Below are 13598 nucleotides of genomic sequence, written 5' to 3' on the forward strand. Positions count from 1 at the left end.
CCATCGCATCTCGGTTGATATGAGGAATGCAGCAGGCCCCGCCCCATGGATTTTCACGGGGCGGGGCCTGATCGCCGAAAGGACGCTACGCCTTATTCGCGGTGTTCCCTCTTCCGGTTGTGGATTGCATGTCGCAGTTCGAAGCGAGCTCTATTATCCAATTGCCTGTAATTAAGAAGCTCTTGGAACGTGGCGAATCCTCGAGCGAACTGCCTGCCAAGGCCCTTAATCGACTGCAATTCCGAGCGGTAGCTCTTCCGTGCTTCCATTTGTTTGCAGTATTCAGCCCAAATATCAAACTCTTTGGAGGTGAGAAGGCGGTACAGGGAACCTCCATCGCCTATACTCTCTTCTTTAATGGAAATGACCATGTCGTCAAGGCTCGTCTTGACAAGCCCGTCGATTGTCGGCGGTTCGACTGCGGTTTTCATGTGCCAGAGATTGTCGACAGTAGCCACCAAGTGGACACCGAGGTCGCGGCCCTCCTCCGCAACAGGCCTTAGACCGTCCCAGTCATACAGCCAGCTGTCGGCGTCCATATCGCTTGCGAAGACGAACAGCTCGGGGCCCGTTTGCATCCCTAGGGCCAGAAGTCTCTTGCGCTGTTCCATCTCAGCCGTCAGCCAATCGACGGAAGCTGACTTGGCATAGGGGCTACAGGCACGTGGGATGCAAAGTGGAGAAGCGTCGTCACTGCAGCGCTTTGACGACGGCCCGATTGCGACAAACTGAACCCCGCATCTTTCACCAAGAGCTCCTGCAACAACATCTACCAGCGACTCTTGTGGTCCTCCCGTTCCGAACACGCAGAGCTCGACAAGGTGAGGGGTTTCGGCAAAGTCGAGGCGTACCGGCTCGCCGCTCTCATCGGCTCCAAGCTCGAAAGAAAGGTCGTCCACGGGGACTTCGGGAAGGGCGAGGAGCTCTTCATCGGTGAGTTCGGCGTGATAATACTCATTGCTCGCGATGAGGCGTTCCGTGCGCACAACCGCATCGTCGAGTGCTCGGTAGAGGGAGGCGGCCTTTGCAACATATGCCTCTTGCGCAAGCTCTGCCTGCTTGCGAATGCCGTTCATGTCGCCGTCGCGCCTTGCAAGGCTCATGAAGGCGAGGTGCTTCTTGACGTCCCCTTGGAGCCACTGGGAGTAGAAGTCTGGGGTATCTTCACTGGCTCCTGCCACGCCGCTCTTGGCTTCCTCAATAAGACTGTGAATGTACTTCGCCTTTTTCGTCTTTAGGTCATGGTCTTCTACCGGCCTCATTGTTCCTCCTGTCTGTTTTGAGTGACATGCCTGAATCTAATTCTACGAGGCCGCAGGGGTGCAGGTCTGTCCTATGGTGGTAGATTGTGACCCGTATCACTCTGCGTATGGATCCCATGCAACGAGGGTCGTTGCATGCTCCCAGGCCACTCCATGGAGTCGTTCTGACGACGGAGTTTTGGGTGGGGGAGGGCGCCCTCATCGGTCCTCCTGCTCGGGCAATTCGGCCAAAGCCCTCCAATGCGCGATAAAACTGCAGCGAAGGGCCGTCGATGTGCGATTTCGGTCCGTTTTCGCGCATCGGCGGCCTTTGGGAGCCAATCAACCGCGCATCGGGGCGGCTTCGCAGCATGGCCGCGCACTCGCCGCCCTTCGCTGCGCCATATCGCGCACTGGAGCCCCTTCGCGGTGCTGCATCGCGCATCGGGGTCCTTCGCCGCGCGGCCGTCGCGCACTGGAGCCCCTTCGCGGCGGGATGGCACCGATCCGCACGTCCAGGCGATTGCGCCAGGCGCCCGAGTGGCGCGAAGTCCGTGGTCACCGGCCCGTGTCTTACGGGCAATACCTGAGGGCAAGGGCCTTGAACGTGCTCTCGTCCATCGGATCGAAAGCGAGCCCAAGCCCCGACCCATCCCCATCGAAGCTGTTGGACGACCAATACATTCCTCCAGCAATCGGCAGTTCCGGCCTCAAGGAGCAGTCATTTGGCAATGACTCCACACGGCAAAAGGAGAAGGCGTTGGCCGAATCCTTGTGGCACCCGCAGTACGCCCCGGGCAAAGACATCGTTGCCGCAAGGTGAACCCCGTAGCGAGCGCCGTTCCTCTCGATCTCGCGAATGGCGTGTTTTGCGACCCCGACGTCCCCCTTCAGCAGATGCTCCACATCGGGGATCGATATGACCATCAACCTCATGGGGTCGCCGAGTCCCGCGGACCCATGGTGGTAACAGTCGTGGTAACAGAGCCTAATCGGCGCCTCGGCGGACGACCAGTTGAACATCTCGAATCCGCAGCCATAGGGGTCGAGGGCGGTCCTCCGCCTGTTGAGCTCCTTGAGCCCCTTTTCCAGCGCCTGTTTCGTCGAGCAGACCTCCACATGCTGGGGAAGAAGCCTGTACCTTTGCAGGGGGTCGTCCTGCCGCTCACCCATGACCAGATGCACGGAATGGGGTCGTGCCACAAGGGAGATCTGGATAAGCGCCGTGTCGACGAGCCCTTCGGCGTCGGGGCGTGGTCCGTTCACAAACAGGTGGCCGCCGAATTCTCCAAACCTGATGTGGATCGGATCGCCCGTTATCAGGTCAACGCCCAGGGCGCATGGCACCGCCTGCACGTCACTCCACCCCTGGCTCACTGCCTCATCGTTCGGGGCCCCTGGTCCATCTCTCAAGAACTCGATAAAACGGCAGACGACGTTTGCCGGGAGTCTCCGCATATGGGAGGACGCGACATCGACGACAACCTTTCCTCCCGCATCAAACGCTTCGGGGATCATCCTCCATGCGCGAAAGGTCACGGACATAAAGTCGAGCGACATGCTGTTGACCGCAGCGCAAAACATGTCGGCGTCGCCTCTGGACCGCACCTCGTAGACAAGCCTGTCCCCGTAGGGCCCGACCGTCCGGCTCACTTCGAAGGCGTAGGGGAGCGTGCCGATGGCCCTGGCCACCCGTTTCAGCCGCTCGCGCCTCCGTATCATTCCTTCCCGGTCACCCCAGTCATCGGGGAGCAGCGGGTTCTTCCCCATCATGTACCAGGGATTCTCGGGCACGGTGAACCTCCAACTTATGCGACGTATGGCATCACTGGTGGCTTCAGACGACCGTTCAGGCGCCCTTACGCAAAACGCGCCACGATCGATCTGAAGGTTCTCTCGTTTATCGGTTGAAAGGCGGCGCAAAGGCGTCTGCCATCCCTGCGCGAAGTCTCTTGAGAGCAGGTGAACAACCCGTCGACGAGAAGGCCGAACTCGCGCGGCGGGTGGCCACATCTGTCGAGCCAGAAGACGAGATCGCTGCCCCGATGCAGCGCCTCGCAACGCGTCGACCCCCACACCGCCGTCTGCACCCCGTACTGCGGCCCGAACTCCGTGATCCGGTAGAGGTCCTCGAGCTGGCGCGGCCCGGCATCTCTCGTCAGCCGGTCGATGTCCCTGAGAACGAGGACGAAGAGGTCGTGAATCCCCTCGATAAGTGGTCTCATCTCGTCGTTTTCGTCCAGGTCGTTGAACGATGCGTAATCGAGACGGAAAGCCTCGAGCTTTCGCTTGCGTCTGTCGAGCTCGAGGGCGGCCATCTCGATCGCCTCCCAGGGTTCGACTATATCGACCTTCTGGGGAAGCTCGCGGAAGCGTGACAGGTCGTCGTACTCACAGGATCCCAACACGAGGTGCACCGTCCGGGGGAGGTATCCGAGGGCGAGGCCGAGCAGTATCGTGTCGAGGATTCCGTCGGCCTCGTGGCGCGGCCCTTTTACGAAGACCACAGGGGATCCGGCTCTGGACTCGAAGCAGACCGAGACGGGGCGACCCGTCAGCATGTCGACACCACAGACGCAGGGGGTGCTGTCAGCTCGGAGCAGGGCTCGAGAACCGCCGCTGCGATTGACGACCACGTCGGCAGCGAACTCCAGGCATTTCGTATGCCAATGACGCGCGAACGTCTCCAGGACCTCGGGCTGGAGCCTGGTGACCGCCGTCGGGAACACATCCACCGTGACCCGCATCCTTCCGTTGTTGGAATGGGGAGAGGCGCAGTTTGCCCACAGGCCGGCGTGCAGCGGATTACGGGTCGAGCCGTTCACCTCTTGGCAGAACCTTCTCGCGCGGCTTTCGCTCGTACACTCGAAAACCAGCCGGTCCGAGTAGGGGCCGATCGTGCGCTGCAGCTCGTAGGCAAACGGAAGCGCCCCCAGCGACCGGGCGATGATGTCGAGCCAGAAGCCGCGCTTCCTCATGGAGTCGGGCGACCCCCAGCCCTCTGGAAGCAGAACGTTCTCTCGCATAGACGACCAAGGATTCAAGAACATCCGTCCCTACCTCCCCCTGTCGAAACCGGTGCCCACGAATCTATCCAGAGCCCTGCCGATAGCGCTGACGGATGGTGGCATACATGGTTGGCAGCAAAGCCTCACGGAGCGGTGGGGGGAGGGCGCCCTCATCGGCCCCGCTCGGCCGATTCGGCCAAAGTCCCCCAGTGCGCGGCTTCGGCGAATGCCCTCCAATGCGCGGCAAATCTGCAGTGAAGGGCTGCCGATGCGCGATTTCGGGCCGTTTTCGCGCATCGGTGGCCTTTGGGGGCCAATCAACCGCGCATCGGGGCGGCTTCGCGGAAGAGCCGCGCACTCGCCGCCTTTCGCTGCACCGTATCGCGCACTGGAGCCCCTTCGCGGCGCAGCATCGCGCATCGGGGCGGCTTCGCAGCATGGTCGCGCATTCACGGCCATTCGCCGTGCGGCCGTCGCCCACACACCGGCACCACGCCGCCGCGGTCCCACGGCTGAATCCCCATCTGATGGGTAGGAATCCCCTCGGCAACAAACCCCTGCAAAAGGAGCAACCATGGCCACCATCTACGATTTCACCCTTGAGAAGCCCGACGACACCGAGGTCAGCCTCTCCGAGTTCCGCGGCCGCCCCATGCTCATCGTCAACTCGGCCACCGGCTGCGGCTTCACCCCGCAGTACGAGGACCTCAAGAACCTCTACGACGCCTACCACGACCAGGGCCTCGAGATCGTCGACATCCCCTGCGACCAGTTCGGCCACCAGGCCCCTGGCACCGACGATGAGATCCACGAGTTCTGCACCATGACCTTCGGCACCCCGTACCAGCAGTACAGGAAGTCCGAGGTCAACGGCGACGACCAGCTGCCCCTCTACGCCTTCCTCAAGGAGGCCCAGGGCTTCACCGGCTTCACCGGCGAGAAGGCCGAGTTCATGGACGGCTACCTCAAGGAGAACGTGGACCCCGACTACGCCTCCAACGACGACATCAAGTGGAACTTCACCAAGTTCCTCGTCGACCGCGACGGCACCGTGGTCGCGCGCTTCGAGCCCACGGTGGACATGGCCCTGGTCGAGGACGCCGTCAAGGACGTCCTGTAGGCCGGCGCGCCAGCCTGGATCACCCGCGGCGCCCGCACCCCGACCCAGGGGCGCGGGCGCTTCACGTTTGCGCATACCCCGTGGTTGTTGGGAAACCTGCGTCCTTCGCGCTAAGATGTGAGTTTGCGAACGTTTGTGCCGCGGCAAGGGCCGCGGGCGCCACCTAACGACAGGAGCCATGCAGCCCATGTCTGCCATGACCGACAAGAACTACTACGAGGTCCTCGGCGTCTCCCAGGACGCCACCACGGAGGAGATCCGCCGCGCCTTCCAGAAGAAGGCCCGCACGCTCCACCCCGACGTCAACAAGGAGCCCGACGCCGAGGAGCGCTTCAAGGAGGTCTCCGAGGCCTACGCGGTGCTCTCCGACGACACCAAGCGCCGCCGCTACGACGCCATGCGCTCGGGCGTGCCCTTCGCGGGCTCCCCGTCTTCCGGCGCGCCCCAGTCGCCCTTCGGCGGCGGCTACTCCGGCGGCTTCGGCGGGTTCCCCTTCGGCGCCGGCTTCGGGGGCTTCGGCACCCAGACGCGCCGCCGCACCCCCGCCTACAACCCCCAAGGGGGCGCCGACGTCGTCTACCAGATGGACCTCGACGCCAAGACGGCCGCCGCCGGCAGCCGCCGCGGCATCACCTACCAGCGCTACGTCACCTGCGAGGTCTGCCACGGGTCGGGATCGGAGGAGGCCGAGCACGCCAAGGTGTGCCCCACCTGCGGCGGCACCGGCACCATCGACGTCGACCTCTCGTCCATCTTCGGCGGCATGGGCTTCGGCGCCATGCAGGTGCAGTGCCCAGAGTGCGAGGGCACCGGCCGCGTGGTGGCGGACCCCTGCCACGCCTGCGGCGGCTCCGGCCGCGTCCTCTCGGCCTCCGAGGTCGTGGTGGACATCCCGGCCGGCTCCCACGACGGCGACACCGTGCGCGTGCCCGGCATGGGCAACGCCGGCACCAACGGCGGCGAGACCGGCGACCTCGTGGTGCGCGTGGGCGTGCCCGCGGAGCGCCTGGCTCCCGAGGCCGCCCTCGGCTTCCAGCTCGTCGGTTTCGTGCTGCCGTTCATCGCCATGGGGGCGTTCTTCAACGTACTCCCCTCCATCGCCTTCATCATCGTCGTGCCGTTGGTCATCGGCCTTTTCATGGTCGTCCGCGGCGGCTTGGCAAAGCACAACGGCGTCTGGTGGAGAAACGCCGGCACCCAGGTGCTCGCCGGCCTCTCCAACGGCTTCTTCATCGCCCTGTTCCTGACGCTGCTCATGAGCTGCTCGCAGTCCATGGGCCGCGTGGGGCCGCGGGGCTGGATCTACTAGTGCCTACAGGCGCCGTGCCGCCGCCCCGGGGTACGGCGCCTCCTGTGAGCGAGGGGCGGGAAAGGGGCCTGCACGTCCGTGGCTGAAGTTCAACATCGCGATTACTACGAGGTGCTCGGCGTCGGGCGCGACGCCGACGCCAAGACCATCAAGCGAGCCTTCCTCAAGAAGGCCCGCACCCTGCACCCCGACGTCTCCGACGAGCCCGACGCCGAGGAGCGCTTCAAGGAGGTCAACGAGGCCTACTCGGTGCTCTCCGACGAGACCAAGCGCGCCAACTACGACCGCTACGGCGACCCCAACGGCCCATCGGGCTTCGGCGGCATGGGCGGCATGGACGACTTCTTCGGGGGCGGCTTCGACATGGCCGACCTCTTCTCCGACTTCTTCGGGGGGCGCGCCTCCGGCGCCGGGCGGCCCCGCACCCGCGGCCGCGACATGTCCGTGACGCTCACCATCACCCTCGAGCAGGCCGCCTCGGGCTTCGAGCGCACCATCACCTACGACCGCCTGGCCCCCTGCGAGGACTGCGGCGGCACCGGCTCCACCGACGGCGAGCCCCCGGTCACCTGCCCCGAGTGCAGCGGCACCGGCTACGTGGTGGGCTGGCAGCACACCATCCTCGGCCGCATGCAGACCCAGACCACCTGCCCCGAGTGCCACGGCACGGGACAGGTCATCGAGCACCCCTGCGAGACCTGCGACGGCCAGGGCCGCACCCCCTCCCGCGAGAAGGTCAGGATCTCCATCCCGGCCGGCGTGGACACGGGCGCCCAGCTGGTCGTGGAGGGTGCCGGCGAGGCGGGCGTCCGCGGCGACGCGGCGGGCGACCTCGTGGTGCGCGTCGACGTCGCCCAGGGCGACCGCTTCGTGCGCCAGGGCGACGACCTGTTCTGCCCGCTCTCCGTGGACGCCTTCGAGGCCATGCTCGGCGCCACGGTGACCGTGGACGGTATCCTCGAGGGCGAGGAGGTCGAGGTCGACGTGCCCGCGGGCACGCAGCCCGGCGCCCGCCTCGTCGTCGCCGGCCGCGGCATGCCGCGCCTGCGCACCCCCGAGCGCCGAGGCGACCTCGTGTGCGTGGTGGACGTCGTGGTGCCCCAGGACCTCGGCGACGACGAGGTGGAGCGCCTCGAGGCCATCGCCCTCGGCCGCGGTTGCCGCCTCTCCACGAAGGGCCCCACCGAGGGGGAGGTGCTCGACGAGCTCCACGAGCAGAACCGCCGCGACGTGGAGGTCCCCGGCGCTCAGAGCGGCGACGACCGGGGCGGGGATGGCGGCAAGGCGGCCCCGAAGCCCAAGAAGCAGGCGCCCAAGTCCAAGCGCGGGCCCTTCTCGGGGCGCCGCCGCAAGAAGAAGCGCTAGGCCGTGGCGTCGGGTCGTGCGCCACGGGTGGCGCTCGTCAACCTGGGCTGCCGGGTCAACCGCGTGGAGCTCGATGCCATGGCGGCGGAGCTCGAGGCCATGGGCTGCGTCGTCGCCCCCCAGGAGGAGGCCGACGCCGTGGTGGTCAACACCTGCGCCGTGACCGGCGAGGCCGAGGCCAAGGCCCGCAAGGCCGTCCGCCACGCCGCCGGGCTGCCGGGCGTCTCCGCCGTGGTGGCCACGGGCTGCGTGGCGAGCCTCTTCTCCGACGAGCTCGACGCCCTGGGCGGCAACGTGCGCGTGGAGGTGCTCAAGGACCGCGTGCCCGGCGTCGTGGCCGCCGCCCTCGCCGACGCCGGCATGGCGCCCGAGCCCGCGGCCGAGCGCTCCGACGCCGGCGGCTCGGTGACGCCCACGGGCCGCATGCGGCCGGGGATCAAGGTCCAGGACGGCTGCGACAACCGCTGCACCTACTGCATCGTCTGGAAGGCCCGGGGTCCCGCGCGCTCCCTGCCCCTCGAGGACGCCGTGTCTGCGGTGCGCCGCGCGGTGGCCGACGGCGCCGGCGAGGTCGTGCTCACGGGCATCAACCTCGGCCGCTACGACGGCTGCCCCGGCGGGCTCGCGGGCCTGCTCGACGCGCTCCTGGAGCGCACCGACATCGGCCGCGTGCGCCTGAGCTCCGTGGAGCCGGGGGAGGTGGGGGAGGCGCTCCTCCGCCTCATGGCCGGGTCCGACGGCCGCGTGGCCCCGTTCCTGCACCTGCCCCTGCAGTCCGGGTGCGACGCCACCCTCGCGCGCATGGGCCGCCTCTACACGGCCGGCGGGTACCGCCAGGTGGCCGACCTCGCGCGGGACCGCGTGCCCGGCGTCGCGCTCGCCACCGACCTCATCGTGGGCTTCCCCGGCGAGACCGACGCCGAGTTCGACGAGAGCCTCGCGTTCTGCCGCTCGATCGGCTACGCCAACATGCACGTGTTCCGCTACTCCAAGCGCCCCGGCACCTGGGCCGCGGCGGCGCCGGGCCAGGTGGACCCGCGGGTGTCGGCCGGGCGCTCCCGCGCCATGAGGGCCATGGCGGCCGAATCCCGCCGCGCGTTCGCCTCCTCGTTCGTGGGCGCACCCGTGCGCGTCTTCGTGGAGCGGCCGGGCCGCGCGGTCTCGGGGCAGCTTGTGGAGGTGCTCGTGGACCCCGCGCTGCCCATGGGGGCGTTCGCCGACGTCGTCCCGCACGGGCTCGCCGCCGACGGGCGCCTCGACGCCCGGGCCGCGTCCCGCGGAGCCGCGCCATCCGTTTGAACTACCATGGGGCCAGCCAACCCGACCGGTCCCACCCGTTTGGAGGAGCATGGAGCCCACCCAAGTCCGCCTGACCGTCCCAGACTCCCTAGACATCACGAGGGTCATGGGGCCCGCCGACTCGCTCCTGCGCCGCATCGAGGCCGCTACCGACGCCGCCGTCTCAGTCCGGGGCAACACCGTGGCCGTCATCGGGTCCGCCGAGGAGGCAAACGCGCTCGTGCAGGTCTTCTCGGCCCTCATCCGCGAGGTGGAGGCCGGCGGCACGCCCACGGAGGCCGACGTCGACCTCCTGCTCTCCCAGGCCGCCGCGGGCAACGCCCCGCAGGCCGCGCCCTTCGACGACATCCTCGTCACCCACCGGGGCCGCCCCATCCGGCCCAAGACGGTCGGCCAGGCCTCCTACATTGACGCCATCCGCACCCACACGGTCACGTTCGCCCTGGGCCCCGCCGGCACCGGCAAGACCTACCTCGCCATGGCCATGGCGGTGGCGGCCCTCAAGCGGCGCGACGTGGGCCGCGTCGTGCTCACGCGCCCCGTGGTGGAGGCCGGCGAGTCCCTCGGCTTTCTCCCGGGCACCCTCGAGGAGAAGCTCGACCCCTACGTGCGGCCCCTCTACGACGCGCTCTTCGACATGGTGGACGCCGAGAAGGCCGCCACCATGGTCGATCAGGGCGTGATCGAGATCGCACCCCTGGCGTTCATGCGCGGGCGCACCCTCAACGACGCCTTCGTCATCCTCGACGAGGCCCAGAACACCACCCCCGAGCAGATGAAGATGTTCCTCACCCGCCTGGGGTTCAGGTCCACGTTCGTCGTCACCGGCGACACCACCCAGCGCGACATCGCCGGCACCGGCGGCCTCGACTCCGCCCGGCGGGTGCTCGAGGGCGTCGAGGACATCGCGTTCTGCGACCTCGACCGCGCAGACATCGTCCGCCACACGCTCGTCGGCCGCATCGTGGACGCCTACGCGGCCGCGGAGGGGAGATGACATGGCCGTCGAGCTCGCACTGGCCCCCGAGGGGCTCGAAGGACTCGCCGTGGACGCCCGGGAGCTCTCCCGCGTCTTCGACCTCGTGCTCGCCCACGAGGGGGTGGAGCGCCCCTGCGTCGTGAGCGTGTCGGTGGCCGACGACGAGGGGATGCGCGCCCTCAACGCGGAGTGGAGGGGCATCGACGCCCCCACCGACGTCATCTCCCTGGAGTGCGAGCGCCCCGACGACCCATCCCTCGACTCCGGCGAGCCCTGCGAGCTCGGCGACATCGTCCTCGACCCCGCTTACATCGCCGCCCAGGCCGAGCGGTTCGGCACCGCGGCCGCCGACGAGACCCGCCTGCTGGCCATCCACGGCCTCCTCCACCTTTTGGGGTACGACCACCTGGAGGACGACGAGGCCCGGGTCATGGAGGGCCTGGAGGACGCGCTCCTCGCCCAGGCCTGCGGGCGGCCCATGGCCCCCGTGGCCACCACGCGCCACAGGGGGGAGGAGCGGCCATGATCCCCGGCTCCGACAAGGACCACCCGTCGCTCTTCAAGAGCTTCGCCTTCGCCATCCAGGGCTTCTGCTTCGCCTTCACGACGGAGCGCAACATCAAGATCATGGTCGGAGGCCTGGTGTTCTGCGTCGCCATGGGCCTGTTCCTCGGCTGCACGGCCACCGAGTGGGCCTGCCTGCTCATCGGGTGCGGCGTCGTGCTCTCGGCCGAGCTGCTCAACACGTCCATCGAGACGCTCGTCGACCTCGTCTCGCCCGAGTACAACACCCTCGCGGGCCGCGCCAAGGACATCGCCGCCGCGGCCGTCTACACGCTGAGCGTCATGATCGCGCTCATGGGTATCGTCATCTTCGTGGCGGCGGCGCTGCGCAAGTTCGGCTGACGTCGGGCGAGGCCCGAGGGCCCGACCCGAGAAGGAGATCCATGGAAGACACCGAGAACCAGTACGACGGCCTCGACCTCGACGAGGAGGAGCTTGCCATGATGGGGGAGCAGGGCGCCGCCGTGGCCCCCGTGTCCGCCCCCGGCGACGTGCCCGACGACTTCCGCAGCGGGTTCGTGGCCCTCGTGGGCCGCCCCAACGCCGGCAAGTCGACGCTCCTCAACGCCTGCATGGGCGGCCACGTGGCCATCACGAGCCCCGTGGCCCAGACCACCCGCAAGCGCATGCGCGCCGTCATCAACCGGCCCGACGCCCAGATCGTGATCGTGGACACCCCGGGCCTGCACAAGCCCAAGGACACCCTCGGCCGTGAGCTCAACCGTGCCGCCCTGGCCGAGCTCGCCGACGTGGACGTCGTGGCCATGCTGCTGGACGCCACCAAGCCGGCCGGCACCGGCGACGCCTGGGTGGCCAAGCATGTGGACGAGAGCCGCGCCGTGCGCCTGCTCGTGGTCACCAAGGCCGACATCGCCACCCCCGAGCAGGTCCAGGCCCAGCTCGAGGCCGGCAACGCGATGGCGTGCTTCGACGAGTCCCTCGTCGTCTCGTCCACCGAGGACTTCAACGTCGACTCCTTCATCGCGGCCGTGACCGACCACCTGCCCTACGGCCCGCGGTGGTTCCCCCTCGACATGCCCGTCGACGCCTCCGACGAGGAGCTCGCCGCCGAGTTCATCCGCGAGAAGGTGCTGCTCAACTGCCGCGACGAGGTGCCCCACTCCGTGGGCGTGCTCTGCGACGGCATCGAGTGGCGAGACGACGGCCTGGCGAGCGTGCGCGCCACGATCTTCGTGGAGCGCGACAGCCAGAAGGGCATCCTCGTGGGCAAGGGCGGCTCCATGATCCGGCGCATCGGGACTCAGGCTCGACTTGAGCTCGAGGGTCTGTTCCACCGCAAGGTCTTCCTCGACCTCCAGGTGAGGGTCAAGAGCCAGTGGCGCCGCGACGACGCGGCCATCAAGCGGTTCGGCTACAGCGCCGAGCAGTAGGCCATGGCCAGGGCACGCACCTACCCCGTGGAGGCCGTCGTCCTCCAGCGCATCAGGATGGGGGAGTCCGACCTCGCCCTCACGCTCCTCTGCGACGACGGCCAGCAGCGCCGCGCCGTGGCCAAGGGCGCCCGGAAGCCCCAGGGGAGGCTCGCGGGCCGGGTGCAGCTCTTCAGTGAGACCCGGTTCCTCATGGCGCGGGGGCGCTCCCTCGACGTCGTGGCCGAGGCCACGCTCAAGGACCCCCACACGGCCGTGACGGCCTCGCCCGACGGCGTCGAGGCGGCCTCGGCCGTCTGCGAGGTGGCCCGCCACACGAGCTTCGAGGACGCCGGCGACCCGTTCCTCTACGCCCTCCTGCGTCGCACGCTCCGGGCGGTGGGGGAGGCCTTGGAGGCCGACGGCCCCCGGGACGGGCTCGGCCCCCGCACCGGGCTCGTGGTGGCCGCCTACACCTTCAAGGTGACGTCCCACCAGGGCTGGCGCCCCGCCACGGAGGCCTGCGTGGAGTGCGGCGACCCCTCTCCCACGTGGTTCTCGGCCGCCGCGGGCGGTGCCCTCTGCGAGTCGTGCGCCCACGGCGTGGCCGGCGCCGCCTTCGGCGGCTCCACGGGGGCGGCGTGGGTGGGGTCGCTCGTGGGCCTCACGTTCGACGAACTGCTCCGCGCGCCCGTGGACCGGGCGACGTCGGACTGGCTGCTCGAGCAGGCCCACCTCTGGGCCGCCACGCAGCTCGACGCGAGGCTCCGGGCCTTCGAGTTCCTCCTCGGGCTCTGACCGGGCAGCGTGCAGGGACTGTGGGGACATGACCGCCACGGCCCGCCCCAAAGCGCCCGTGGTATCATCCACGGGTCCGTACCCCGTACCTAGCCGCATCGAGACACCGACGGCGCGCCCGGTTCGGGGCGAATGAGAAAGAAAGGTGAAGAACATGACCATCTCCAAGGAGCGCAAGGCGGAGCTCGTCCGCGAGTTCGGCAAGAACGACACCGACTCCGGCTCCCCCGAGGTCCAGGTCGCCATCCTGACCGACCGCATCCGCGAGCTCACCGAGCACATGAAGACCCACAAGAAGGACTTCCACACCCGTCGCGGCCTCCTGATGCTCGTCGGCAAGCGCCGCCGCCTCCTGTCCTACATCAAGGCCAAGGACATCGAGAACTACCGCCAGCTGATCGCCAAGCTGGGCATCCGCGACAACATCCAGTAACAGCGTGACCGGAGGAGCGCCTGCGGGCGCTCCTTTCATATGCGCCCACGGGCGCGAGCGGGCCGTGCGGCCCGTCGAGGAGCCGCCTGCATGGGGCAGGCGGGGAGTGAGA

General features: G+C 68.0%; 13 protein-coding genes. 10 read left to right on the forward strand and 3 right to left on the reverse strand.

Annotation, left to right across the window (positions count from 1 at the left end; all coding sequences use genetic code 11):
* Positions 1-92 precede the first annotated feature (92 nt).
* From OR600_RS04665 to OR600_RS04675, 3 genes are all read right to left on the reverse strand, one after another.
* Entirely contained in the window at positions 93-1262 is a 1170-nt protein-coding gene (locus OR600_RS04665; RefSeq protein ID WP_265590755.1) for a hypothetical protein, read from the reverse strand.
* Positions 1263-1814: 552 nt separating this feature from the next.
* Positions 1815-3035 (reverse strand): hypothetical protein, encoded by a 1221-nt coding sequence (locus tag OR600_RS04670; protein WP_265590756.1) that lies wholly within the window; start codon positions 3033-3035, stop codon positions 1815-1817.
* A 65-nt stretch (positions 3036-3100) separates the two neighbouring features.
* Positions 3101-4219 carry a hypothetical protein gene (locus tag OR600_RS04675; protein WP_265590757.1) on the reverse strand — a complete coding sequence of 373 codons (1119 nt, stop codon included), beginning with the start codon at positions 4217-4219 and terminating at the stop codon, positions 3101-3103.
* Between the two features lie 604 nt (positions 4220-4823).
* Here OR600_RS04675 and OR600_RS04680 point away from each other — a divergent pair.
* The 10 genes from OR600_RS04680 (at position 4824) to rpsO (ending at position 13486) form a co-directional block, all read left to right on the forward strand.
* A complete protein-coding gene (locus OR600_RS04680) occupies positions 4824-5369 on the forward strand; it encodes a glutathione peroxidase (protein WP_265590758.1) in 546 nt (181 codons plus the stop codon).
* Between the two features lie 187 nt (positions 5370-5556).
* Positions 5557-6678, forward strand: a complete 1122-nt coding sequence (locus tag OR600_RS04685; RefSeq protein WP_135977491.1) for a DnaJ domain-containing protein — start codon at positions 5557-5559, stop codon at positions 6676-6678.
* A gap of 78 nt (positions 6679-6756) precedes the next feature.
* Positions 6757-8043, forward strand: a complete 1287-nt coding sequence (gene dnaJ / locus OR600_RS04690; protein WP_265590759.1) for a molecular chaperone DnaJ — start codon at positions 6757-6759, stop codon at positions 8041-8043.
* A gap of 3 nt (positions 8044-8046) precedes the next feature.
* Positions 8047-9342, forward strand: a complete 1296-nt coding sequence (locus tag OR600_RS04695; RefSeq protein ID WP_265590760.1) for a MiaB/RimO family radical SAM methylthiotransferase — start codon at positions 8047-8049, stop codon at positions 9340-9342.
* A gap of 49 nt (positions 9343-9391) precedes the next feature.
* Positions 9392-10339, forward strand: a complete 948-nt coding sequence (locus OR600_RS04700; RefSeq protein ID WP_135977419.1) for a PhoH family protein — start codon at positions 9392-9394, stop codon at positions 10337-10339.
* Position 10340: 1 nt separating this feature from the next.
* Positions 10341-10847, forward strand: a complete 507-nt coding sequence (gene ybeY / locus OR600_RS04705) for an rRNA maturation RNase YbeY (protein ID WP_265590761.1) — start codon at positions 10341-10343, stop codon at positions 10845-10847.
* Entirely contained in the window at positions 10844-11227 is a 384-nt protein-coding gene (locus OR600_RS04710) for a diacylglycerol kinase family protein (protein WP_135977417.1), read from the forward strand. The genes ybeY and OR600_RS04710 overlap by 4 nt, the downstream gene beginning before the upstream one ends.
* A gap of 101 nt (positions 11228-11328) precedes the next feature.
* Positions 11329-12276, forward strand: coding sequence for a GTPase Era (gene era / locus OR600_RS04715; protein WP_373871649.1), 948 nt, complete (start codon positions 11329-11331; stop codon positions 12274-12276).
* Positions 12277-12279: 3 nt separating this feature from the next.
* The gene (gene recO / locus OR600_RS04720) at positions 12280-13053 is read left to right on the forward strand and encodes a DNA repair protein RecO (protein ID WP_135977415.1); all 774 of its coding nucleotides are present in this window, start codon (positions 12280-12282) and stop codon (positions 13051-13053) included.
* 154 nt (positions 13054-13207) lie between these two features.
* A complete protein-coding gene (rpsO, locus tag OR600_RS04725) occupies positions 13208-13486 on the forward strand; it encodes a 30S ribosomal protein S15 (protein ID WP_135977414.1) in 279 nt (92 codons plus the stop codon).
* The last annotated feature ends 112 nt before the right edge of the window (positions 13487-13598 follow it).

Source organism: Granulimonas faecalis (genome assembly GCF_022834715.1).
In the GTDB taxonomy this organism is placed as follows: Bacteria; Actinomycetota; Coriobacteriia; order Coriobacteriales; family Atopobiaceae; genus Granulimonas; species Granulimonas faecalis.